Source organism: Citrobacter sp. CRE-46 (assembly GCF_059615875.1).
Genome location: NZ_CM184341.1, coordinates 1,740,371 through 1,765,539, shown reverse-complemented (window position 1 = coordinate 1,765,539; position 25,169 = coordinate 1,740,371). Strand labels below are relative to the sequence as shown.

20 protein-coding genes are annotated in these 25,169 nt (G+C 53.6%); 14 read left to right on the top strand and 6 right to left on the bottom strand.

The features are described from left to right. The first annotated feature begins 1 nt into the window (after window position 1). Genes AC534G_RS08260 through AC534G_RS08250 form a run of 3 tightly spaced genes read left to right on the top strand, consistent with a single transcriptional unit; the run spans window position 2 to window position 3,186 of the window. The gene (locus tag AC534G_RS08260; RefSeq protein ID WP_038642222.1) at window positions 2–652 is read left to right on the top strand and encodes a 3-oxoacid CoA-transferase subunit B; all 651 of its coding nucleotides are present in this window, start codon (window positions 2–4) and stop codon (window positions 650–652) included. Then, window positions 649–1,971: a TIGR00366 family protein gene (locus tag AC534G_RS08255; protein WP_038642224.1), complete on the top strand. Its 1,323-nt coding sequence runs from the start codon at window positions 649–651 to the stop codon at window positions 1,969–1,971. Before AC534G_RS08260 ends, AC534G_RS08255 begins: the two co-directional genes overlap by 4 nt. 30 nt (window positions 1,972–2,001) lie before the next feature. Next, entirely contained in the window at window positions 2,002–3,186 is a 1,185-nt protein-coding gene (locus AC534G_RS08250) for an acetyl-CoA C-acetyltransferase (RefSeq protein WP_110497364.1), read from the top strand. Window positions 3,187–3,228: 42 nt separating this feature from the next. Here the strand turns inward: AC534G_RS08250 and gyrA are convergent, their stop codons facing one another. Continuing rightward, on the bottom strand, window positions 3,229–5,865 hold the full coding sequence (gene gyrA / locus AC534G_RS08245; protein ID WP_069323406.1) for a DNA topoisomerase (ATP-hydrolyzing) subunit A: 2,637 nt from the start codon (window positions 5,863–5,865) through the stop codon (window positions 3,229–3,231). A 158-nt stretch (window positions 5,866–6,023) separates the two neighbouring features. On the opposite strand from gyrA, the gene ubiG reads away from it, so the two are divergent. The 4 genes from ubiG to yfaE all read left to right on the top strand — a co-directional run bounded on the left by ubiG (window position 6,024) and on the right by yfaE (window position 10,954). Further along, entirely contained in the window at window positions 6,024–6,752 is a 729-nt protein-coding gene (gene ubiG, locus AC534G_RS08240) for a bifunctional 2-polyprenyl-6-hydroxyphenol methylase/3-demethylubiquinol 3-O-methyltransferase UbiG (RefSeq protein WP_038642230.1), read from the top strand. Between the two features lie 420 nt (window positions 6,753–7,172). Next, on the top strand, window positions 7,173–9,458 hold the full coding sequence (gene nrdA, locus AC534G_RS08235; protein ID WP_087857375.1) for a class 1a ribonucleoside-diphosphate reductase subunit alpha: 2,286 nt from the start codon (window positions 7,173–7,175) through the stop codon (window positions 9,456–9,458). 111 nt (window positions 9,459–9,569) lie between these two features. Then, on the top strand, window positions 9,570–10,700 hold the full coding sequence (gene nrdB / locus AC534G_RS08230) for a class Ia ribonucleoside-diphosphate reductase subunit beta (RefSeq protein ID WP_038642234.1): 1,131 nt from the start codon (window positions 9,570–9,572) through the stop codon (window positions 10,698–10,700). Then, window positions 10,700–10,954, top strand: coding sequence for a ferredoxin-like diferric-tyrosyl radical cofactor maintenance protein YfaE (gene yfaE, locus AC534G_RS08225; RefSeq protein WP_496594530.1), 255 nt, complete (start codon window positions 10,700–10,702; stop codon window positions 10,952–10,954). The genes nrdB and yfaE overlap by 1 nt, the downstream gene beginning before the upstream one ends. A 3-nt stretch (window positions 10,955–10,957) precedes the next feature. Here yfaE and AC534G_RS08220 read toward each other — a convergent pair whose 3' ends face one another. Next, a complete protein-coding gene (locus tag AC534G_RS08220; RefSeq protein ID WP_069323404.1) occupies window positions 10,958–12,148 on the bottom strand; it encodes an MFS transporter in 1,191 nt (396 codons plus the stop codon). A gap of 161 nt (window positions 12,149–12,309) precedes the next feature. Here AC534G_RS08220 and AC534G_RS08215 point away from each other — a divergent pair, with 161 nt between their 5' ends. Further along, window positions 12,310–13,188, top strand: a complete 879-nt coding sequence (locus AC534G_RS08215) for a LysR family transcriptional regulator (protein ID WP_110497362.1) — start codon at window positions 12,310–12,312, stop codon at window positions 13,186–13,188. A 60-nt stretch (window positions 13,189–13,248) separates the two neighbouring features. On the opposite strand, the gene glpQ is transcribed toward AC534G_RS08215, so the two are convergent. Further along, entirely contained in the window at window positions 13,249–14,316 is a 1,068-nt protein-coding gene (glpQ, locus tag AC534G_RS08210) for a glycerophosphodiester phosphodiesterase (RefSeq protein ID WP_061382104.1), read from the bottom strand. 3 nt (window positions 14,317–14,319) lie between these two features. Further along, window positions 14,320–15,678 carry a glycerol-3-phosphate transporter gene (gene glpT, locus AC534G_RS08205; protein ID WP_038642244.1) on the bottom strand — a complete coding sequence of 453 codons (1,359 nt, stop codon included), beginning with the start codon at window positions 15,676–15,678 and terminating at the stop codon, window positions 14,320–14,322. 270 nt (window positions 15,679–15,948) lie between these two features. Here glpT and glpA point away from each other — a divergent pair, with 270 nt between their 5' ends. The 4 genes from glpA to AC534G_RS08185 all read left to right on the top strand — a co-directional run bounded on the left by glpA (window position 15,949) and on the right by AC534G_RS08185 (window position 21,138). Beyond that, a complete protein-coding gene (glpA, locus tag AC534G_RS08200; RefSeq protein ID WP_038642246.1) occupies window positions 15,949–17,577 on the top strand; it encodes an anaerobic glycerol-3-phosphate dehydrogenase subunit A in 1,629 nt (542 codons plus the stop codon). Further along, entirely contained in the window at window positions 17,567–18,826 is a 1,260-nt protein-coding gene (gene glpB / locus AC534G_RS08195) for a glycerol-3-phosphate dehydrogenase subunit GlpB (RefSeq protein ID WP_110497358.1), read from the top strand. The genes glpA and glpB overlap by 11 nt, the downstream gene beginning before the upstream one ends. Then, a complete protein-coding gene (gene glpC, locus AC534G_RS08190; RefSeq protein ID WP_038642250.1) occupies window positions 18,823–20,013 on the top strand; it encodes an anaerobic glycerol-3-phosphate dehydrogenase subunit GlpC in 1,191 nt (396 codons plus the stop codon). The genes glpB and glpC overlap by 4 nt, the downstream gene beginning before the upstream one ends. 183 nt (window positions 20,014–20,196) lie before the next feature. Next, window positions 20,197–21,138: an Rpn family recombination-promoting nuclease/putative transposase gene (locus tag AC534G_RS08185; RefSeq protein WP_110497356.1), complete on the top strand. Its 942-nt coding sequence runs from the start codon at window positions 20,197–20,199 to the stop codon at window positions 21,136–21,138. 38 nt (window positions 21,139–21,176) lie between these two features. Here AC534G_RS08185 and AC534G_RS08180 read toward each other — a convergent pair whose 3' ends face one another. Continuing rightward, complete coding sequence (locus tag AC534G_RS08180; protein ID WP_110497354.1) at window positions 21,177–22,373, bottom strand: nicotinamide mononucleotide deamidase-related protein YfaY; 1,197 nt, start codon at window positions 22,371–22,373, stop codon at window positions 21,177–21,179. Between the two features lie 79 nt (window positions 22,374–22,452). After that, window positions 22,453–22,995 carry a YfaZ family outer membrane protein gene (locus AC534G_RS08175; protein WP_038642254.1) on the bottom strand — a complete coding sequence of 181 codons (543 nt, stop codon included), beginning with the start codon at window positions 22,993–22,995 and terminating at the stop codon, window positions 22,453–22,455. Between the two features lie 315 nt (window positions 22,996–23,310). Between AC534G_RS08175 and nudI the strand changes: the two genes are divergently transcribed. Both nudI and arnB read left to right on the top strand, forming a co-directional pair. Next, the gene (gene nudI, locus AC534G_RS08170; protein ID WP_038642256.1) at window positions 23,311–23,736 is read left to right on the top strand and encodes a nucleoside triphosphatase NudI; all 426 of its coding nucleotides are present in this window, start codon (window positions 23,311–23,313) and stop codon (window positions 23,734–23,736) included. 292 nt (window positions 23,737–24,028) lie between these two features. Continuing rightward, window positions 24,029–25,168, top strand: coding sequence for a UDP-4-amino-4-deoxy-L-arabinose aminotransferase (gene arnB, locus AC534G_RS08165; protein ID WP_087857372.1), 1,140 nt, complete (start codon window positions 24,029–24,031; stop codon window positions 25,166–25,168). The last annotated feature ends 1 nt before the right edge of the window (window position 25,169 follow it).

Here is a 25,169-nt window from a genome sequence, read left to right as displayed (position 1 = left end):
CATGGATGCTAAACAACGTATTGCGCGCCGGGTGGCGCAAGAGCTTCGCGATGGCGATATCGTCAACTTAGGTATTGGCCTGCCAACCATGGTAGCCAACTACTTGCCTGCAGATATTCACATTACGCTGCAATCTGAGAATGGTTTTCTGGGACTGGGCCCGGTGACCACCGCGCATCCTGATCTGGTAAACGCGGGCGGCCAACCGTGCGGTATTTTGCCAGGCGCGGCGATGTTTGATAGCGCCATGTCGTTCGCGTTGATTCGCGGCGGTCACGTTGATGCCTGTGTATTGGGTGGGTTACAGGTCGATGAGCAGGCAAACCTTGCCAACTGGGTGGTTCCCGGCAAGATGGTGCCCGGCATGGGGGGCGCTATGGATCTGGTAACCGGTGCACGGAAAGTCATTATTGCCATGGAGCATTGCGCGAAAGACGGCTCAGCGAAAATCCTGCGGCAATGCACCATGCCGCTCACCGCGCAGCATGCTGTGCACATGCTGGTCACTGAACTTGCCGTATTCCGCTTTATTGACGGCAAAATGTGGCTGACTGAAATTGTCGAAGGATGTGATATCGCCACGCTGCGTGAAAAAACCGAAGCGCAGTTTGCTATTGCCGACGATCTGCTCATCCTGCGAGGTGACGCATGATTGGCCGCATCGCTCGCTTTATGACACGGGTGGTCAGCCGCTGGCTGCCCGACCCGCTGATTTTCGCCATGTTGTTAACATTGCTGACCTTCGGCATCGCGCTATGGTTAACGCCACAGACGCCCATCAGCATGGTGAAATTCTGGGGTGACGGTTTCTGGAACCTGCTGGCGTTTGGTATGCAGATGGCGCTGATCATCGTGACCGGCCATGCGTTAGCCAGTTCCGGGCCGGTGAAAAGCCTGCTGCGTACGGCGGCATCCGCTGCCAAAACCCCCGCCCAGGGCGTAATGCTGGTCACTTTTTTTGGTTCGGTTGCCTGCGTTATCAACTGGGGATTCGGTCTGGTGGTCGGGGCGATGTTCGCCCGCGAAGTCGCTCGTCGGGTACCGGGTTCCGATTATCCGTTACTGATTGCCTGCGCCTACATCGGCTTCCTGACCTGGGGCGGTGGTTTTTCCGGCTCAATGCCTTTGTTGGCGGCAACGCCTGGCAACCCGGTCGAGCACATAGCGGGACTAATTCCCGTCGCGGATACCCTGTTCACCGGCTTCAATATCTTCATCACCGTGGCGCTGATTGTGGTAATGCCGTTCATCACGCGCATGATGACGCCAAAACCTACAGATGTGGTGAGCATCGATCCGAAACTATTACTGGAAGAAGCTGATTTTCAGAAGAAGCTGCCACCAGACGCGCCGCCGTCGGAAAAACTGGAAGAAAGCCGCATTCTGGCACTGATCATCGGTGCATTAGGTATTGCCTATCTGGGCATCTACTTTGCCGAGAAAGGTTTCAACATCACCATCAATACCGTCAACCTGATGTTTATGATTGCCGGTCTGCTGCTGCATAAAACACCGATGGCCTATATGCGCGCCGTCAGTGCTGCCGCACGTAGCACCGCCGGGATTCTGGTGCAATTCCCCTTCTACGCCGGTATTCAGTTGATGATGGAGCACTCCGGTCTCGGTGGTCTTATTACCGAGTTTTTCATTAACGTCGCCAACAAAGATACCTTCCCGCTGATGACCTTCTTCAGTTCAGCGCTGATTAACTTTGCCGTGCCGTCCGGCGGCGGCCATTGGGTTATTCAGGGACCGTTCGTCATGCCTGCGGCGCAGGCGCTGGGTGCCGATCTTGGCAAATCAGTGATGGCCATCGCCTACGGGGAGCAGTGGATGAACATGGCACAACCATTCTGGGCGCTACCGGCTCTGGCCATCGCCGGGCTGGGCGTGCGCGACATTATGGGGTACTGCATCACCGCCCTGCTCTTCTCCGGCGTCATTTTTGTTATTGGATTGACCCTGTTCTGACAGCAACAACTTATTAAAAGGAACTGAAAAATGAAAAACTGTGTCATCGTCAGTGCGGCACGTACCGCAATCGGCAGTTTTAACGGCGCACTGGCAACAACGGGGGCCGTCGAGCTTGGAGCCACCGTCATTAGAGCCGCCCTTGAGCGTGCTCACCTTGACCCTCAACGCGTGGACGAGGTGATTATGGGCAACGTGTTGCAATCAGGACTCGGACAAAATCCGGCGCGTCAGGCATTGTTAAAAAGCGGCCTGTCCGACACCGTTTGCGGCTTTACCGTCAACAAAGTGTGCGGCTCGGGCCTGAAAAGCGTAGCGCTTGCCGCCCTCGCAATTAAGGCAGGACAAGCTCAGGCGATCGTGGCGGGAGGGATGGAAAACATGAGCCAGGCCCCCTACCTGTTAGACGCAAAGGCCCGCTGGGGATATCGTCTTGGTGATGGGCAATTGTCAGACGTTATTCTGCGCGACGGCCTGATCTGCGCCGAGCATGGGTACCACATGGGGATCACCGCAGAAAATGTCGCCAAAGAGTACGACATCAGCCGCGAAATGCAGGATGAACTGGCACTGCAGTCACAGCGTAAAGCCGTGGCTGCCATCGCGTCCGGCGCATTCGAGGCTGAAATCGTGCCCGTCAGCGTATCGTCCCGTAAAAAAACCATCATCTTTGAGCGCGACGAGTTCCCCAAAGCTGACTCAACGGCGGAAGGGCTCGCCGCCTTACGCCCGGCCTTTGATAAAACAGGAACCGTCACCGCAGGCAACGCTTCGGGGATCAACGACGGTGCGGCGGCATTAGTGGTAATGGAAGAGTCTGCGGCACTGGCGGCAGGGCTGAAACCGCTGGCGCGGATCAAAGCCTGGGCCAGCGGCGGCGTGGCACCGGCGATGATGGGGATGGGGCCGGTTCCGGCCACGCAAAAAGCGCTACAGCTGAGCGGGCTACAGCTGTCCGATATCGATCTTATCGAAGCCAACGAGGCATTTGCCGCGCAGTTTCTTGCCGTCGGCAAAACGCTGGGGTTCGATCCGCAAAAGGTGAACGTCAACGGCGGAGCCATTGCGCTGGGACATCCTATTGGCGCCAGCGGCGCACGAATTCTGGTTACGCTGCTGCATGCGCTACAGGCACGCGATCAATCGCTTGGGCTTGCCACGCTGTGCATCGGCGGCGGTCAGGGAATCGCAATGATTGTGGAGCGCATGAATTAAAAAAAGGGCCGGATTTCTCCGGCCCTTTTCATAACATCTCAATTACTCGTCAGCGTCATCCGCTGCATCATCATCGGTTTCTGCTTCAGGCGCGATATCCTCGTCGCCCTCAGCGGCACTTCCGTCGATGGAGTCGAGTTCTTCATCATCAACCGGCTCAGCAACGCGTTGCAGACCCACAACGTTTTCATCTTCCGCAGTACGGATGAGGATCACGCCCTGGGTGTTACGCCCTACTACGCTGATTTCCGACACGCGAGTACGCACCAGCGTACCTGCATCGGTGATCATCATGATCTGGTCGGTATCTTCAACCTGTACCGCGCCAACAACAGAGCCGTTGCGCTCGGTCACTTTGATGGAGATAACGCCCTGAGTCGCACGAGACTTGGTCGGATACTCTTCTGCCGCGGTACGCTTACCGTAGCCGTTTTGCGTCACGGTCAGGATAGCGCCTTCGCCGCGCGGAATAATCAGAGAAACGACTTTGTCTTCGCCTGCCAGCTTGATGCCGCGTACGCCGGTCGCGGTACGACCCATCGCACGAACGGCATCTTCTTTAAAGCGCACTACTTTACCCGCGGCAGAGAACAGCATGACTTCGTCACTACCGGACGTCAGGTCAACGCCAATCAGCTCGTCGCCTTCGTTCAGGTTAACCGCAATGATACCGGCGGAACGCGGACGACTGAACTCGGTCAGCGCGGTTTTCTTCACGGTACCGCTGGCGGTCGCCATAAAGACGTTCACACCTTCTTCGTACTCGCGTACCGGCAGAATAGCGGTGATACGTTCGTTCGCTTCCAATGGCAGCAGGTTGACGATTGGACGTCCACGCGCGCCACGGCTGGCTTCCGGCAACTGATAAACCTTCATCCAGTACAAACGACCACGGCTGGAGAAGCAGAGGATCGTGTCATGGGTGTTGGCCACCAGCAGGCGGTCAATAAAGTCTTCTTCTTTAATACGTGCTGCTGATTTGCCTTTACCGCCACGACGCTGTGCTTCGTAATCGGTTAACGGCTGATATTTCACGTAGCCCTGATGAGACAAGGTCACGACAACATCTTCCTGGCTAATCAGATCTTCGATATTGATGTCAGCGCTGTTGGCGGTGATTTCGGTACGACGTTCGTCGCCGAACTGCTCGCGAATCAGCTCCATCTCTTCACGGATAACTTCCATCAGACGATCTGCGCTGCCCAGAATATGCAGCAGTTCAGCGATCTGCTCCAGCAGCTCTTTGTATTCGTCGAGCAGTTTTTCATGCTCAAGGCCGGTCAGTTTCTGCAAACGCAGATCCAGGATCGCCTGGGCCTGCTGTTCAGTCAGGTAGTACTGACCGTCACGCACGCCAAATTCCGGCTCCAGCCATTCAGGACGCGCGGCGTCATCACCGGCACGTTCCAGCATGGCGGACACGTTACCCAGTTCCCACGAACGCGCAACCAACGCAGCTTTCGCTTCTGCCGGGGTCGGCGCGCGGCGGATCAGTTCAATGATTGGGTCAATGTTCGCCAACGCAATCGCCAACGCTTCAAGGATATGCGCACGGTCGCGGGCTTTACGCAGTTCAAAGATAGTACGGCGCGTTACGACTTCACGACGGTGGCGTACAAACGCGGCAATAATATCTTTCAGGTTCATGATCTTCGGCTGACCATGGTGCAGCGCAACCATGTTGATACCGAAAGAAACCTGCAGTTGGGTCTGGGAATAAAGGTTGTTCAGAACCACTTCCCCGACCGCATCGCGTTTCACTTCAATCACGATGCGCATACCGTCTTTATCAGACTCGTCACGCAGCGCGCTGATGCCTTCAACGCGTTTGTCTTTTACCAGCTCGGCGATTTTCTCGATCAGGCGCGCTTTGTTCACCTGATACGGAATTTCATGGACGATGATGGTTTCACGGCCGGTTTTGGCGTCGGCTTCGACTTCCGCGCGGGCGCGAATGTACACTTTGCCGCGACCGGTACGGTAGGCTTCTTCGATACCACGACGACCGTTGATGATCGCGGCGGTCGGGAAGTCCGGACCCGGAATATGCTCCATCAGCCCTTCAATGCTGATGTCTTCATCGTCAATGTATGCCAGACAGCCGTTGATCACTTCCGTCAGGTTGTGCGGCGGAATGTTGGTTGCCATACCTACCGCGATACCGGACGAACCGTTCACCAGCAGGTTAGGAATTTTGGTCGGCATGACGTCAGGAATTTGTTCGGTGCCGTCGTAGTTATCGACGAAATCAACCGTTTCTTTTTCCAGGTCAGCCATCAGCTCATGGGCGATTTTCGACATACGGATTTCCGTATAACGCATCGCCGCTGCGGAGTCGCCATCGACAGAACCAAAGTTACCCTGACCATCTACCAGCATGTAACGCAAGGAGAATGGCTGCGCCATACGAACAATGGTGTCGTAAACGGCGATATCACCATGAGGGTGGTATTTACCGATTACGTCACCAACGACACGGGCAGATTTTTTATAGGCTTTATTCCAGTCGTTGCCCAATACGTTCATGGCGTAAAGTACGCGACGGTGAACCGGTTTCAGGCCATCTCGGACGTCTGGCAGCGCACGGCCAACAATGACCGACATCGCATAATCCAGATATGAGCTCTTCAGCTCTTCCTCAATGTTGACCGGTGTAATTTCTCTCGCAAGGTCGCTCATCTAACCGCTATCCCTCTACTGTATCCCGGATTCAAAGGTCGCAAATTATAACACATTCGCACAGATTCAGGTAAATGGATTCCCCCTGACAGAGGCTTTATTCATCCCGTCAGGCTGATATACTCATTTGCATCGCAAATTTAGGAGTAGAAGCCCCAATGAATGCCGAAAAACCCCCGGTAAGTCACAACGTTGACCATGAAGAAATTGCCAAGTTTGAAGCAGTCGCGTCACGCTGGTGGGACCTTGAGGGGGAATTTAAGCCACTGCACCGCATTAACCCGCTGCGTCTGGGCTACATCACGGAGCGCTCAGGCGGCCTGTTTGGTAAAAAGGTACTCGACGTCGGCTGCGGCGGCGGCATTCTGGCGGAAAGTATGGCGCGCGAAGGCGCAACCGTCACGGGCCTGGATATGGGCTTTGAACCGTTACAGGTAGCAAAACTGCATGCGCTGGAGAGCGGTATCCAGGTCGAGTACGTCCAGGAAACCGTCGAAGAGCATGCGGAAAAACATGCGCACCAGTATGACGTGGTGACCTGCATGGAAATGCTGGAGCACGTGCCGGACCCGCAGTCGGTGGTCAGCGCCTGCGCCAGGCTGGTTAAACCGGGCGGCGAAGTGTTTTTCTCCACGCTTAACCGCAACGGCAAATCCTGGCTGATGGCCGTGGTCGGGGCGGAATATATTTTGCGCATGGTGCCGAAAGGCACGCATGATGTGAAAAAATTTATTAAGCCGGCAGAGTTATTACAGTGGGTAGATCAGACCGTGCTGAAAGAGCGTCATATGACCGGCCTGCACTACAACCCGATCACCAACAGCTTTAAACTCGGTCCGGGCGTAGATGTGAACTATATGGTCCATACCACTGCCAGCGTTGATTAACCACTTCCTGTAGGCCGGATAAGGCGTCCAACGCTGCTATTCGGCATGCTGACAGGAACAGGGCCTGATGGCGCTTCGCTTATCGGGCCTACAAATCCTGTGCCAGATCATAAGAACTTTCTTCGCCTTAGATGAAGAAATCAGCACTCGATCAAATTTTCTATTTTTTTTCTCAATTATTGACATCCCCGCCAGGCCTTATAAGACGCGCACTTAGCGATTCTTACCCTTTTGCAACCTCAATTTAACGTCAAAATCAACTCTTGTGCTGAAAAGAATCCCTACTAGAATACTCACCATATAGCGTCTATTTTATCAAACAACCCCTACATATAGTATTTATCCACAGACTTAGTCACAACATGACTCTGTGGATAATATGGGGGATATTTTTTCTTTCACGGACAGGTAAAAAACCACATGAATCAGAGTCTGCTGGTGACAAAGCGTGATGGTAGTACAGAGCGCATCAATCTCGACAAAATCCACCGAGTTCTGGATTGGGCGGCAGAAGGACTGAATAACGTATCGATTTCTCAGGTCGAGCTGCGCTCTCATATTCAGTTTTATGACGGTATCAAAACGTCCGATATCCATGAGACGATCATCAAAGCAGCCGCCGACCTGATCTCCCGCGAGGCACCGGATTATCAGTACCTGGCTGCCCGCCTGGCCATTTTCCACCTGCGTAAAAAAGCCTACGGCGAGTTTGAACCGCCTGCACTTTACGACCATGTCGTGAAAATGGTTGAAATGGGCAAATACGACAATCATCTGCTGGAAGACTACACGGAAGAAGAGTTCAAGCAGATGGACTCGTTCATCGTACACGACCGTGATATGACCTTCTCCTATGCTGCGGTGAAGCAGTTAGAAGGTAAATATCTGGTGCAAAACCGTGTCACCGGTGAGATTTATGAAAGCGCGCAGTTCCTCTACATTCTGGTAGCGGCCTGCCTGTTCTCTAACTATCCGCGTGAAACGCGTCTGCAATATGTAAAACGTTTCTACGATGCCGTTTCAACGTTCAAAATTTCTCTGCCGACGCCAATTATGTCCGGCGTGCGTACCCCAACCCGCCAGTTCAGCTCCTGCGTACTGATCGAGTGCGGCGACAGCCTGGATTCCATCAACGCCACCTCCAGCGCTATCGTAAAATACGTTTCTCAGCGCGCCGGTATCGGTATCAACGCCGGCCGCATCCGTGCGCTGGGCAGCCCTATTCGTGGCGGTGAAGCGTTCCACACTGGCTGTATTCCGTTCTATAAGCACTTCCAGACCGCGGTGAAATCCTGTTCGCAAGGCGGCGTGCGCGGCGGTGCGGCCACCCTGTTCTACCCGATGTGGCATCTGGAAGTCGAAAGCCTGCTGGTGCTGAAAAACAACCGCGGCGTTGAAGGCAACCGCGTGCGTCATATGGACTACGGCGTGCAGATCAACAAGCTGATGTATACCCGTCTGCTGAAAGGCGGCGACATCACCCTGTTCAGCCCGTCCGACGTCCCGGGCCTGTATGATGCGTTCTTCGCTGACCAGGACGAGTTCGAACGTCTGTACACCCAATATGAAAACGACGACAGCATCCGTAAACAGCGCGTGAAAGCGGTTGAACTTTTCTCCCTGATGATGCAGGAACGTGCCTCTACCGGCCGTATCTACATCCAGAACGTTGACCACTGCAACACCCACAGCCCGTTTGATCCGGTTGTTGCGCCGGTGCGCCAGTCCAACCTGTGTCTGGAGATCGCCCTGCCGACCAAACCACTGACCGACGTGAACGACGAAAACGGCGAAATTGCGCTGTGTACGCTATCCGCATTTAACCTGGGTGCTATCAACAGTCTGGACGAGCTGGAAGAGCTGGCCGTACTGGCGGTACGCGCGCTGGATGCGCTGCTGGATTATCAGGATTACCCAATCCCGGCCGCCAAACGCGGCGCAATGGGCCGTCGTACGCTGGGTATTGGCGTCATCAACTACGCCTACTGGCTGGCGAAAAACGGTAAGCGTTATTCTGACGGTAGCGCCAATAACCTGACCCACAAAACCTTTGAAGCCATTCAGTATTACCTGCTGAAAGCTTCTAACGAGCTGGCAAAAGAGCAAGGCGCGTGCCCGTGGTTTAACGAAACCACTTACTCCCAGGGTATTTTACCGATCGATACCTATAAAAAAGACCTTGATGCTATCTCTGACGAGCCGCTGCATCTGGACTGGGAGCAGCTTCGCGAGTCCATCAAGACGCACGGCCTGCGTAACTCCACGCTCTCTGCGCTGATGCCGTCGGAAACCTCTTCGCAGATCTCTAATGCGACCAACGGTATTGAACCACCGCGCGGCTACGTGAGCATCAAAGCGTCTAAAGATGGGATTCTGCGTCAGGTCGTGCCGGACTACGAACACTTGCACGACGCCTACGAACTGCTGTGGGAAATGCCGAGCAACGACGGTTATCTGCAACTGGTAGGTATCATGCAGAAGTTTATCGATCAGTCGATTTCCGCCAACACCAACTATGATCCGACGCGTTTCCCATCAGGAAAAGTGCCGATGCAGCAGTTGCTGAAAGACCTGCTCACCGCCTACAAATTTGGCGTCAAAACGCTGTATTATCAGAACACCCGCGATGGCGCGGAAGATACTCAGGACGATCTGGTGCCGTCTATTCAGGACGATGGCTGCGAAAGCGGCGCATGTAAGATCTGATGAATATTGCCGGGTGGCGCTACGCTTACCCGGCCTACGATTGCACGGTTTGTAGGCCGGATAAGGTGTTTGTATCGCATCCGGCGCTCATCCCACAAAGGATTCACATTAATGGCATACACCACTTTTTCACAGACGAAAAATGATCAGCTTCTGGAACCGATGTTCTTCGGCCAGCCGGTGAACGTCGCCCGCTACGATCAGCAAAAATATGACATCTTCGAAAAACTGATCGAAAAGCAGCTCTCTTTCTTCTGGCGTCCGGAAGAGGTCGATGTTTCCCGCGATCGCATCGACTTCCAGGCGCTGCCGGAGCATGAAAAGCATATCTTCATCAGCAACCTGAAGTATCAGACGCTGCTGGACTCCATTCAGGGACGTAGCCCGAACGTCGCGCTGCTGCCGTTAATCTCGATTCCTGAACTGGAAACCTGGGTCGAAACGTGGGCGTTTTCTGAAACGATCCACTCGCGTTCTTATACCCATATCATCCGTAACATCGTCAACGATCCGGCGGTGGTGTTTGACGATATCGTCACCAACGAGCAGATCCAGAAGCGCGCGGAAGGCATTTCCAGCTACTATGACGAATTGATCGAGATGACCAGCTATTGGCATCTTCTCGGTGAAGGCACCCATAGCGTTAATGGCAAAACGGTTGTCGTGAACCTGCGTGAGCTGAAGAAAAAGCTGTACCTGTGCCTGATGAGCGTGAACGCGTTGGAAGCCATTCGCTTCTACGTCAGCTTCGCCTGCTCCTTCGCCTTCGCCGAACGTGAACTGATGGAAGGCAACGCGAAAATTATTCGTCTGATCGCCCGCGACGAAGCTCTGCATCTGACCGGTACACAGCACATGCTGAACCTGCTGCGCAGCGGTGTAGACGACCCAGAGATGGCGGAAATCGCAGAAGAGTGTAAGCAAGAGTGCTACGACCTGTTCGTGCAGGCCGCGCTGCAAGAGAAAGAGTGGGCGGACTATCTGTTCCGTGACGGTTCGATGATCGGTCTGAACAAAGATATTCTGTGCCAGTACGTTGAGTACATCACCAACATTCGTATGCAGGCTGTTGGGCTGGATCTGCCGTTCCAGACGCGTTCTAACCCGATCCCATGGATCAATACCTGGCTGGTGTCCGATAACGTACAGGTTGCGCCGCAGGAAGTGGAAGTCAGCTCTTATCTGGTCGGCCAGATCGACTCCGAGGTTGATACCGACGATCTGAGTAACTTCCAGCTCTGATGGGCCGCGTTACTCTGCGCATCTCTGGCACACAGCTGCTGTGCCAGGATGAACCCCCCTCCCTGCTTGCCGCACTCGAATCGCACAATGTTGAAGTCGAATACCAGTGTCGTGAGGGTTACTGTGGTTCCTGCCGTACCCGCCTGGTGGCGGGACAGGTGGACTGGATCGCCGAGCCTCTGGCCTTTATTCAGCCGGGAGAAATATTGCCCTGCTGTTGCCGGGCAAAAGGCGATATTGAAATCGAGCTGTAACGGTTAGTGCACTTCGTGTGCGCTAACTAACGGCATCGCCCCGCGGCGCTTCATCTGCGCAATGTACAGCGCCCCGGCTAAAACCACCAGCAGGGCCCCTACCAGATAAATCGCCCGATAGCCCACGCCCTCGACCATCATCCCCATAATGAACGCGCCGATCGCCATTCCCGCATCCATCGCATTGAAGAAAAGCGAATTGGCGATGCCAATTTTATGCGGCTCCACCGAGCTAATAATTTGTGTCTGGAATACCGGCGTGACTGAGCCGTAACCAATGCCGATTAATCCCCCGGCAGTAATCATCATGATACTGCCGTTGGTGTAGCCAAGCGCCACCAGTCCGATGGTAAAGGCCAGCAAACACGGATATACCACGTATTTCGGCCCCTTTTTATCACAAATATTGCCGGTAAAGGTTCGACAGATCATCAGACAAATGGCGTAGCACAACAGGAAATTACTGGCGGCGGCCATCAGATCCAACTCGCGCGCATACAGCGCGAGAAAAGCAGAAACACCCGCATAGGAGAAAGTCATGAAAAACGTCACCATCGCGAAAGGCAGCGCGGCGCGATCAAACATTGCCGCAAATCCCAGCTTCGGTTTTGAGCCGTCGGCATGACGGATGACCGGCGGTACGGCGACGATCAATGACAGGATAATACCCAGTACGGCAACCGCGCTACACAGCCAGAATGCGGTGGTAAAAGCTTCCCAGCGTGCCATATTCAGCCCTACCCACGGCCCCACAACCATTGCCAGTCCCATGGCCAAAGAGAAAAAACTGATGCCCTCCCCACGTCGGGAGGCCGGTATCAGCCGCGCGGAAATCGTTCCTTTTACCGTGGTAATGACGCCAAACGTCACCCCATGAAGCACCCGAATAAACAGCAGCGATTCAATTGAGTGGCAAACAGGATACAGCGCAGTGACAACCAAAAAGGCCAGAGAAGAGAGCACCAGAATCGTTTTATTCGAATATTTCCCCACCCATTGCCCGGCAAACGGACGCACAACAATTGCGGCACCTAAAAAGAAGGTGACCAATAAGCCGGCTTTATCCGGCGTGGCGTGCAGGCGATCCGAAATATAGATCGGTAATAACGTGAGCAGGACATAAAACACAAAGAATATAATGAAGCTAATGATCGTGATTGCCCAAAAATCTTTCGTCCACAGTTTTTCTTTCATATTCGACAGCCTGTCCAGACGGCGCACGCAGGCAACGCTCAGCTCAACTGAGCAACGGAGAGGTGCGTCAAAATGTGATTTATACGGTAGACCGCAAGTGTAAACAGATTCATCATATTAGAGAAATTAATCGTTTTAATATTGTTAATTAGAAGGAACTAATGACATTAACCCAGATCCACGCCCTGCTTACCGTGCTTGAATGCGGCGGTTTTACCGAAGCCAGTAAGCGGCTGTATATGACCCAATCCGCTGTAAGCCAGGCCATTTCGGCGCTTGAAGAAGAGTTGGGAGTCGAATGTCTTATCCGCGAGCGCCGTAAAGACATTCAGCTCACCCCGGTTGGAAGGCGGATCGTTCCGCACCTGCGCATGATCGTTGCAGAAACCAACGCGGTGAAAGAGATTGCCGAGCAGGAGCGAAAAAACCCAGCCCGAACCCTGCGCATCGGCTGCTTTCCCAGCGCCTGCGCCTGCATTTTACCGGGCATTATCCACCACTTCGAGCAGCATCATCCGCACATCAAAATCATTCCCTTCGAAGAGAACAGCACGGCGATCGTTGATTCCCTGCGCAGTGGGGACATTGATGCCGGATTTGTGCATTTTCCGGTGAGCGGCATGTACTGCGTACCAGTCTATCGCGATAAATTTACCGTTGTGGTTCCCGAAAGCCATCCTCTGGCAGCCAATACCGCGGTTACGGTTGAACAACTGGTGGGAGAACCGCTGATTATCAGTAAAGGTCGCTATGAATTAAGCATCATGACGCTATTTAAAGAGAAAGGTATCGAGCCGGTTATTAAATACGAATTTAACCATCCGGATACCGCGATGAGTTTTATTCGTCAGGGACTGGGTATTGCGTTATTACCGGAGTTAACGCTGAAGGCCGTTGGCGGGGAGATACGCTCGGTGTCTCTGGAGCCGACGTTCTATCGACAGATATCGTTACTGGCAAAAGAGCCGCCAGTGGACGGCAGCCCTTTATTTCTCCTGCAGGCTTGTATGGAAACGTTGACAGCAGACGGCCTTATCTAACAGTTTATAACGTTATCCAATAAGGTCTGTGACCGGAGGTGCATCACAGGCCTTGTGCCATTACTCTTTATTCAGAAATTTCACTGCTTTGTCGGGGAAGTCGGTGAACAACCCGTCAACGCCCGCCTTGTTATACAGAATGTCATACAGCTGGTTTACGTCAGTGGTGTAATCCGGTAGCTGATCGGCACGAACAGTATAAGGATGCACCACCATCTTGTTCTGATGCGCGTCCTGAACCATGCCAGTTAACGAGATATTGCCTTTTTTCGACTTCTCATCAACCAGCATGTGGTAGTCCGGCCCAATGCCGTCCGCATACTGCGCCACCTGCTTCATGGCACCCGGTTTAAACATCCAGTCATAGTTGTAATTAACCCAACTACCGTCCGGCTTTTTCTCCTGGGTTTCATTCCAGTCAGTGTACGCAATCAACTGCACCAGATTGAGATCCATCCCCATCTTTGGTTCCAGTTCATTTTTAATGCGCTTTAACTCCGCGACATCAAAACACTGTAGGTAAACCTTGTCGTTTTTGCTGGTATACCCGTACTTTTTCAGCACTTCCAGCGTTTTCGCTGCGATGTCCTTCCCTTCCTGGTGATGGAACCACGGCGCCTTCATTTCCGGGTAAATGCCGATGTTTTTACCGGTTGAATGATTCAGTCCCTGAACGAACTCAATCTCTTCTTCGAAAGTGTGCACGCGGAAATCAGATTTACCCATCGGGAAGCGCCCAGGGTAAGTCTGTACCTTTTTGCCATTCTCGATATCAAAGCCTTCGGTAAATTTCAGCGATTTGATCTCGTCCAGCGTAAAGTCGATGGCGTAATAACGTCCATCTTTACGCGCACGATCCGGAAAACGCTCAGCGACATCGGTGACGCGGTCCAGGTAGTGGTCATGCAGGACGACCAGATGGTCATCCTTGGTCATTACCAAATCCTGCTCCAGATAATCCGCGCCCTGAGCATAGGCCATCGCTTTCGCGGGCAGCGTATGCTCCGGTAAATAACCGCTTGCCCCACGATGCGCAATCACGATTTTATCGGCGGCGACCGCCGCGCTGCTAACAACCATACCAGCCAGCATCAGCGCCACGCTGAGACTTTTCAATGTGGTTTTCATAAATTAGCCCCCGTTACGTTTCAGCTGTACTTCTTCGTGGTGACGTTTTTCGCCAATCATGACGACCACCAGCAGAATGACCGCCAGCACGCTACCGCCAATCATCACCATAAAGCCGCCGTCCCAGCCGAAGAAGTCAACGGTGTAGCCGACAATGGCGCTCGCCGCCACAGAACCGCCGAGATAACCGAACAGTCCGGTAAAGCCTGCCGCCGTGCCCGCCGCTTTTTTCGGCGCCAGTTCCAGCGCATGCAGACCGATCAACATGACCGGGCCGTAGATCAGGAAGCCGATGATAATCATACAAGCCATATCAACGTTCGGGTTCCCTGCCGGGTTCATCCAGTAAACGATGGTCGCGATAGTCACCAGCGTCATAAAGAACACGCCGGTCGCGCCACGGTTGCCACGGAAGACTTTATCCGACATCCAACCACACAGCAGCGTGCCCGGAATACCCGCGTATTCATACAGGAAGTAGGCCCAGGATGATTTATCGAGTGCGAAATGCTTCACTTCTTTCAGGTAGGTTGGTGACCAGTCCAGGATGCCGTAGCGCAGCAGATAAACGAACACGTTGGCGATAGCGATGTACCACAACAGTTTGTTTGGCAGTACGTACTGCATGAAGATCTGCTTGGCGGTCAGCTCTTCTTCGGCTTTCTCGTTGTAGTCGTCCGGGTAGTCGTTCTTATACTCTTCGATAGGCGGCAGACCGCAAGACTGCGGCGTATCTCGCATCATCGCAAAGGCGAACAGCGCAACCACAATCGCACCGAAAGCAGGCATATACAGCGCCGCTTTCCAGTCATTGAACCAGGCCATACCGAGCAGGAACAGCAGAGGAGGCAGACCGCCGCCCACGTTGTGCGCACAGTTCCAGACGGAAACAATGCCGCCACGTTCTTTCTGCGACCACCAGTGCACCATGGTACGGCCACACGGCGGCCACCCCATCCCCTGGAACCATCCGCAGAGGAACAGCAGCACAAACATAATCGCAATGCTCGATGTCGCCCACGGCACAAAGCCCATAAACAACATCACTGCGGCAGCCAGAATCAAACCTGCTGGCAGGAAAACGCGCGGATTCGAGCGATCCGAAACGGACCCCATGATGAATTTCGAAAATCCGTAAGCGATGGAGATACCGGACAAGGCAAAACCCAGATCGCCGCGAGAGAAACCCTGCTCAACCAGATATGGCATCGCCAGGGCAAAGTTCTTACGTACCAGATAGTACGCGGCATAACCAAAGAAAATCCCCAGGAAAATCTGCCAACGCAATCGACGATATGTCGGATCGATCTCCGTAGCAGGCAAACGCGCCTTATGTGGCGCTGGTTTAAAAATACTCAACATAGCGTAGCCTCCGTGGCCGTCTTTCATTCGAAGTAAACACTGCAGTTCGTCATTACTACCCTACCGCTTCCAGTGTGGCCGCGATGTTAAGGAAAGATACCTAACAAAAATGTGAAACGCAGCACAAATTGTTACAGATTTATGACAAATGTTCATAAAGGCGCACGAAATCACGTTTCATTTTCGAATAATGAGCGATTATGCGCGAAATCAAACAATCCATGTTTTTTATGTGGCTAAATGATAAAAAACGAACTGTGAGGAAAAACAATGAAAACTCGCGACTCGCAAACAAGTGACGTGATTATCATTGGCGGAGGAGCAACAGGTGCAGGGATCGCACGCGACTGTGCGCTGCGCGGGTTGCGCGTCATCTTAGTGGAACGCCACGATATCGCCACGGGCGCGACCGGACGTAACCATGGCCTGCTGCACAGCGGTGCGCGCTACGCCGTCACCGACGCTGAATCTGCCCGTGAGTGCATCAGCGAAAACCAGATTCTGAAACGTATCGCCCGTCATTGCGTTGAGCCGACGGACGGTCTGTTTATTACCCTGCCGGAGGATGAGCTCTCCTTCCAGGCTACCTTCATTCGCGCCTGTGAAGAGGCCGGTATTCGCGCAGAAGCGATTGACCCTCAGCAGGCGCGCATTATCGAACCCTCCGTCAACCCACAGTTGATTGGCGCAGTTAAAGTGCCGGACGGTACGGTCGATCCCTTCCGCTTAACCGCCGCCAACATGCTGGATGCGCGTGAGCATGGCGCGGTTATCTTAACGGCCCATGAAGTGACGGGGCTGATTCGCGAAGGGACAACGGTTTGCGGCGTTAACGTGCGCAATCATCTGACGGGTGAGATGCAGTCCCTGCATGCGCCGGTGGTGGTGAATGCCGCCGGGATCTGGGGCCAGCGCATTGCCGAATATGCCGATCTGAGTATCCGGATGTTCCCGGCCAAAGGATCGCTGCTGATTATGGATCATCGCATAAACCAGCATGTCATTAATCGCTGCCGTAAACCTTCTGACGCCGATATTCTGGTGCCTGGCGATACCATTTCGCTCATTGGCACCACCTCGCAGCACATTGATTACGACGATATCGACAGCAACCGCGTCACCGCAGAAGAGGTCGATATTCTGCTGCGCGAAGGTGAGAAACTGGCGCCGATTATGGCGAAAACACGCATTTTACGCGCCTACTCCGGTGTGCGACCGCTGGTCGCCAGCGACGACGATCCAAGCGGTCGTAACGTCAGCCGCGGTATTGTGCTGTTCGATCACGCTGAACGTGACGGACTGGATGGGTTTATCACCATTACTGGCGGCAAACTGATGACCTACCGTCTGATGGCGGAATGGGCCACCGATGCCGTTTGCCGTAAGCTGGGCAATTCTCAACCTTGCACCACCGCAGACACCGCGCTGCCCGGCTCGCAGGAATCCACCGAGCACACGCTGAAACGCGTAATTTCGTTGCCCGCGCCGTTGCGCGGTTCGGCGGTCTACCGTCACGGCGATCGCACCCCGGCGTGGCTTAGCGAAGGTCGTCAGCACCGTAGCCTGGTCTGTGAATGTGAAGCGGTCACTGCGGGCGAAGTGCAATACGCCGTCGAGAATTTAACCGTCAACAGCCTGCTGGATTTGCGTCGCCGTACCCGCGTTGGTATGGGGACCTGCCAGGGCGAATTGTGCGCCTGCCGCGCCGCAGGTTTGCTGCAACGTTTTAATGTCACCACCGCTGCGCAATCTATTACCCAGCTTTCCGATTTCCTCAACGAGCGCTGGAAAGGCGTGCAGCCTATCGCCTGGGGCGACGCGCTGCGCGAAAGCGAATTCACGCGCTGGGTCTATCAGGGATTGTGCGGTCTGGAAAAGGAGCACCAGGATGAAATTTGATACCGTCATTATCGGCGGCGGCCTGGCAGGACTGCTGTGCGGCCTGCAACTGCAAAAAAGCGGGTTGCGCTGTACGATTGTCACGCGCGGCCAAAGCGCCTTGCATTTTTCCTCCGGCTCACTGGATTTGCTCAGCAACTTGCCCGATGGTCAACCGGTGATGGAGATAGAAGCCGGTCTGAATGCGCTGCGTACTCAGGCGCCCACGCATCCGTATAGCATCATCGGAACACAGAACGTCCTGGATCTTGCCCAGCAGGCGCAGGATCTGCTGGAAGAATGCGGAACGCATTTGCAGGGCAAAGTACACCAGTCACATCAACGCGTAACCCCGTTGGGAACCCTGCGCTCAACCTGGTTAAGTTCCCCAGAAGTTCCGGTGTGGCCACTGTCCGCACAGCGTATCTGCGTTGTCGGTATCAGCGGTTTACTGGATTTTCAGGCGCATCTCGCCGCGGCCTCGCTGCGCCAGCGCAATCTCAGCGTCGAGACGGCGGAAATCGATCTGCCTGAACTGGATGTCCTGCGTGATAATCCAACCGAGTTTCGCGCTGTCAATATTGCGCGCCTGCTGGACAACGAAGATAAATGGTCGCTGCTCTATGATGCTTTACTGCCACTGGCAAAAACCTGCGACATGATTATTATGCCAGCCTGTTTCGGCCTGGCGGATGAGCGCCTTTGGCACTGGCTTAACGAGCGCCTTCCCTGCTCGTTGACGCTGTTACCGACTCTACCGCCTTCGGTACTGGGTATGCGTCTGCACAACAAATTACAGCGCCAGTTTGTACGCCAGGGCGGTGTCTGGATGCCGGGTGATGAAGTGAAGAAAATCACCTGTCAGGATGGCGTCGTCAATGAAGTCTGGACCCGTAACCATGCCGATATCCCGTTGCGTCCACGCTTCGCCGTGCTCGCCAGCGGCAGCTTTTTCAGCAGCGGTCTGGTCGCCACGCGCGAGGCCATTCACGAACCGATCCTCGGACTGGATGTACAGCAAACCGCCACCCGCGCCGAGTGGTATCAGCGTGATGTCTTCGATCCGCAACCGTGGCAACAGTTTGGCGTCACAACCGATGCCACTTTGCGCCCGTCGCTGGCGGGGAAAACGGTAGAGAACATGTATGCCATCGGTTCTGTTCTCGGTGGTTTTGACCCTATTGCCGAGGGTTGCGGAGGCGGCGTATGCGCAGTCAGCGCCTTACACGCCGCACATGACATTGCGAAACGTGCAGGAGGACAGCAATGAGCGACACACGTTTTGAAAGTTGTATCAAGTGCACGGTGTGCACCACCGCCTGCCCGGTAAGCCGCGTCAATCCGGGCTACCCTGGCCCAAAACAGGCCGGACCGGACGGCGAGCGTCTGCGTCTGAAAGATGGCGCCTTATACGACGATGCGCTGAAATACTGCATTAACTGTAAGCGCTGCGAAGTGGCGTGTCCGTCAGATGTGAAAATTGGCGATATCATCCAGCGTGCGCGCGCCAAATATGACACTACGCGTCCATCGCTGCGTAATTTTGTTTTAAGCCATACGGATTTAATGGGAAGTGTATCCACCCCGTTCGCGCCGATAGTGAATACCGCCACCTCGCTGAAACCGGTACGCCAGTTGCTGGACTACGCGCTGAAAATCGACCATCGCCGTACGCTGCCGAAATACTCCTTTGGTACGTTCCGCCGCTGGTATCGCAGCGTTGCCGCACAGCAGGCGCAGTATCCGGAGCAGGTCGCCTTTTTCCACGGCTGTTTTGTTAATTACAACCATCCGCAACTCGGCAAAGACCTGATCAAGGTCCTGAACGCCATGGGAACCGGCGTACAGCTGCTGAGCAAAGAGAAATGCTGCGGCGTACCGCTGATCGCCAACGGCTTTACCGATAAAGCGCGCAAACAGGCGGTCAGCAACGTGGCCTCGCTCAGGGAAGCAATTGACGGGAAAGGTATTCCGGTGATCGCCACCTCATCAACCTGTACCTTTGCACTCCGCGATGAGTACCCGGAAGTGCTGGACGTCGACAACACCGGCCTGCGCGAACATATTGAGCTGGCGACCCGCTGGCTGTGGCGCAAGCTGGATGAAGGCAAAACGTTGCCGCTGAAGACGCTACCGCTGAAAGTGGTCTATCACACGCCTTGCCATATGGAGAAAATGGGCTGGACGCTCTACACGCTGGAGCTGCTGCGCCAAATTCCGGGACTGGAGCTGACGGTGTTAGATTCTCAGTGTTGCGGAATCGCCGGAACATACGGCTTTAAAAAGGAAAACTACCCGACGTCACAATCGATTGGCGCACCGTTATTCCGCCAGATTGAAGAAAGCGGTGCCGATATCGTTGTCACCGACTGTGAAACCTGTAAATGGCAGATAGAGATGTCTACAAGCCTTCGCTGTGAACATCCGATCACCCTGCTTGCCAAAGCATTAGGTTAACTCTGTTGCCCGGTGGCGTTTGTTACCGGGCATTTTTGCGTACTCTGTTCCGCCTATCTGAATACGTTGCAATCGGGCGTATTTATCTCTGATTCACTCACGCAAATAGCCAAATCCCCCAATGCAGCTCTGATTAAAAGTGAGTACCGTCATGCCATCTTCTCCTTCAGGTGACGGACTACCATGGATGAATCAACCACCGCTACACCGCATGATGCCGTTTTTAAGAAGATAATGTCTTACCCTGAGATGGCTCGGGATTTTCTGGATATTCACCTTCCTCCAGCATTACGTGAAATGTGCGATTTGCAAACGCTGAAGCTGGAGCCCGGCAGTTTTATCGAACAGGATCTCCGCGCGTTCTATTCCGACGTATTGTGGTCGTTAAAAACCCGCGAAGGCCAGGGTTATATTTATTGTGTTATTGAACATCAGAGTACAGCGGTACAGCATATGGCATTTCGCCTGATGCGTTATGCCATTGCTGCGATGCAGCATCATCTTGATGCTGGAAATAAAACGCTGCCACTGGTCGTTCCCATGTTGTTTTATCACGGCCAGCAAAGTCCCTACCCCTGGTCACTCAACTGGCTGGATGAATTTGACTGTCCGCAACTGGCACGACAACTGTATTCAGAGGCTTTCCCGCTGGTGGACATCACCGTAATACCGGACGATGAGATTGCGCAACATCGGCGCGTCGCGTTGCTTGAATTAATGCAAAAACATATTCGCGATCGTGATTTGATGGGGCTGGTGGACCGTCTGGTCTCGCTTTTAGTTACAAGCACCGCTAATGACAGCCAGCTGCAAACGCTATTAAATTACCTGCTACGATACGGCAATGTTTCTCACGTCAGCGCATTTATCCATGAGGTTGCCGAACGTTCCCCCCATCACAAGGAGAGGTTGATGACGATCGCAGAGAGGCTAAGACAAGAAGGCCACCACCATGGCCTACAAGAAGGGATACAGCAAGGATTAGAAAAAGGATTAGAACAGGGAGTGCAAAAAGGTACGCAAGAAGAAGCCTTACGTATCGCTCGCATGATGCTGGAAAATGGAATTGATCATAATTTGGTTCAGTTAATTACCGGGCTATTGCCTGGCGAAGTTACAGAGTGAGTCAGGTTGGGAAGGTTTGTAGCCTTCCCAATCAATGTTTAAATCGTCAGCGATTCAACCACTTCTATCCAGCCGTGTTCGCTGGCGATATCCTGGCCGTTTAGCCAACGACGCAGCATATTCAGCGCCATCATCGCGCAAACTTCCTGACGAATCGGCAAACTGTAGCGATTAGCGCTAAGCCTTACGCGCAAGGCATGTGTCCCATCCGGGGTTGCCAGCGCAAAGTTGATATGTTCGCTTTCGAATGCCGATACTGCCAGCGCCAGCCCGGCATAGTGTTTGCCGCGTCGCTCGGTAATCCAGTGCGCCGTTTGCGCCAGCGTTTCTTCCTGAGGTGGAACCACTTCACTCGCTAGCAGAGGAGCATTAGCGCGAGAGAGCTGGAGTGCAACTAAGCCACCGGTGAACTGTTCGCTCAGCGTCAGACTGTATTGTCGCTCCTGCAATGTGCGGGCGATTTGCGCAGGCAAACCTTCCGTACCTTCGAATATCATATTCTGCCCGGCAACCCGCTTCACTTCAGGCCACAGCGCCAGCATGGCGTCTCGTTGGGAATCAGGCCCGGTCAGCTTCAGCTCAATAATCGGCATCGACGAGCGGTAACCCATTGTCACTCCCGGCGGCAAAGGCAGCGGATCCAGACTCTGCGCCAGATCGCTTTCGGAACGGCCAAAGGTGGTTAATCGCAGGCAGAGAGGTGGTTGAGGCAGAGAAAAACGCTCACGCAAACGCGGCAGAATCTCATGCTCAACCATGACTTTAAATTCCGATGGCACGCCAGGCGTAAAGAACATCAGGCAGCGGTTTAGCTTCACGGCGAACCCGCACGCGGTGCCGACAGGATTATTGATAAATTCAGCGCTGGCAGGAAGCTCAGCCTGTTTGCGGTTGCTCGGCGCCATGACGCGGCCACGGTCGCGGAAATAACGCTCCATCTCGGCCAGCCAGGCTTCATGCAATACCAGCCCCTCGCCTTTTGCCGTTGCCGCCGCCTGCGCGCTTAAATCATCGCTGGTTGGCCCCAGACCGCCATTAACGATCAGCACATCGGCGTGTTCGCTACGCTCACGTAGAATAGCGACCAAATCGTCAAGATTGTCCCCTACCGTATTACGGCGGGTTAACGGTAATCCCTGATTAAAGAAAAAACCAGCCAGCCAGGCGGCATTGGTGTCGACGATTTGTCCGTGCAACACTTCATCCCCGGTGGATAGCATCTCCACGTTTAACATCGTGTTCTCCTGCTTTTATGATGAAAACACTATAGCGCATGGAGGGGGGAAGGCGCGACTGAACGCCGCGCCAGAATTGTCAGAAGCTGGCGTTAACCCCAACGTACGGACCATCAGCAATCGCGTTATCGCGGTTGCCATCTTTACCCGCCAGGTTCAGGTAGCGATAACCGGCTTCAATGCTCAGCGGGCGCATAATTGTCAGACGCGCACCGGCATTGGCTTCTTCATAGCTGTCGATACCGCTGGAAAGCGAATCAGGAGAGTAATAGTACTCGCCAAACAGGCGGAAACTATCGCCAATCGGCCACTGCAAACCGCCACCAACTGCCGCCGCGTAGCCTTCATCACCATCATTAGGGTTAGTATAAATACCTTTCCCTCCGACGGTTGCCAGCAACGGACCAAGTGGAATATTCAGACCCAGTCCCAGACCGGCTGCATCGCCGTCGTCATCGTTATGCATCCAGTTACCGCTGACCGCCAGTCCGGTAGATTCAGTCCCCATACCAAACCCAAGGTTGGTGTAATCTTCCCCCGCCTGGCCACTAATGCTAATTGCGCTCGCCGACGCGGAAACAAACAGCATTCCGGCAAAACCCAACATTAAACTTTTTTTCATTTTCTATCCTTTCCAGCAAGAATCAAAACATAGCCCCAAAACCGGGGAATTGTACTGCCAGATGACAAGGAATCAATGAGCTAAAAAAGCGATGCAATGGCATATTGTAACCAAATACTACTTACAAGTTTGAGTTAAGGTTAAATTCCAGGGCTATTTACAGAATCGACATAGCAGGCCCCCGTTTTCAACAAACATCCCCTTCTCCCCTGATAAAGCAGGGTTAAACGTCACGGAAGCGTTTTTTCTGCCGCCAGCAAAAGGTAAGATGGGTACACAATGGAATTCTCAGCATCCCCTACAAGGACCCAACCTATGCGCCAAAGAACGATTGTTTGTCCATTAATTCAAAATAATGGCTGTTATTTACTGTGCAAAATGGCTGATGACCGTGGCGTTTTCCCCGGCCAGTGGGCGCTTTCTGGCGGCGGTGTTGAAGCGGGCGAACGCATTGAAGAGGCTTTGCGTCGGGAAGTAAGGGAAGAACTGGGCGAACAGCTCGTGTTGTCAGAAATTACCCCCTGGACCTTCAGTGATGATATTCGCACCAAAACCTATGCCGATGGCAGCCAGGAAGAGATTTACATGATTTACCTCATCTTTGATTGTGTCGCGGCGAATCGTGAAGTGAACATTAACGAAGAGTTTCAGGCATTCGCCTGGGTTAAACCGGAAGATCTCGGCACGTACGACTTAAATGTCGCCACGCGTAAAACGTTAACCCTGAAAGGATTACTGTAAATTATCATTCTAATAGCGGCATAAAATACCTTCCTGAATTGCGGCATTGCATTGACCTGGCTACAGCAACCAGCAATGCCGTTTACGCCACGCCATTTCTGTAAAATTCATTTAATTTCAAAATAATAAATTAAAAACACCGTTATTTTTCTTTATATCTCGAACCTTAAACTCTTAAGGATAAATTAACCTTCAGTCATTAACCTTTGAAGCCTGATAAATAATTAACGACGCCCCTGTTTATCGCGAAAAATAAAACGTCGGTGGCGTTAAATGGCTTGAAGGAATAATGATGTCTGACTTTTTGCCTTTCTCTCGCCCGGCGATGGGAGCTGAAGAACTTGCCGCAGTGAAGGCGGTTCTGGACTCGGGATGGATAACCACCGGCCCGCAAAATCAGCAGTTGGAACAAGCCTTCTGCCAGCTCACGGGAAATCAGCATGCTGTCGCCGTCTGCTCCGCCACCGCTGGAATGCACATCACGCTAATGGCGCTGGGCATTGGTGCGGGCGATGAGGTCATCACGCCATCGATGACGTGGGTTTCTACCCTCAATATGATTGTCCTGCTGGGTGCGACGCCGGTCATGGTCGACGTTGATCGTGATACGCTCATGGTCACGCCAGAGCAGATTGAAGCGGCCATCACGCCGCGAACCAAAGCGATTGTTCCGGTACATTACGCAGGCGCCCCGGCCGATCTTGACGCGATTTATGCCATTGGCGAGCGCTATGGCATTCCGATCATCGAAGATGCGGCGCACGCCGTAGGGACGTTATATAAAAATCGTCATGTCGGCGCGCACGGCACCGCTATTTTCTCGTTTCACGCCATCAAAAATATTACCTGTGCGGAAGGTGGGCTGATTGTTACCGACGACGGCCAGCTTGCCCAGCGGCTTCGCAGTCTGAAGTTTCACGGCCTGGGCGTTGATGCTTTTGATCGACAAACCTACGGCCGCGCGCCGCAGGCTGAAGTGTTGGCGCCAGGATACAAATACAACCTCACGGATATCAATGCCGCCATCGCGCTGGTCCAGCTGAAGAAACTGGAGCAACTGAACTCACGCCGCGCACAAATTGCCCGGGAGTATCAACAGGCGCTGGCCGATACGCCATTTCAACCGTTGAGCCTGCCCCAGTGGTCTCACGTTCATGCCTGGCATCTGTTTATCATTCGTGTTGACGAAGCGCGCTGTGGCCTGAACAGAGATGCCTTAATGGAAGCGCTGAAGGCCAGAAATATCGGCACCGGTCTGCATTTTCGTGCGGCCCATACGCAAAAATATTATCGCGAACGCTTCACCACGCTTTCGCTGCCCAATACAGAGTGGAATAGCGCACGCATCTGCTCGCTGCCGTTGTTCCCCGATATGACCGCCACTGACACCCAGCGAGTTATTACGGCACTTCGCGAGATTGCAGGACAATAAC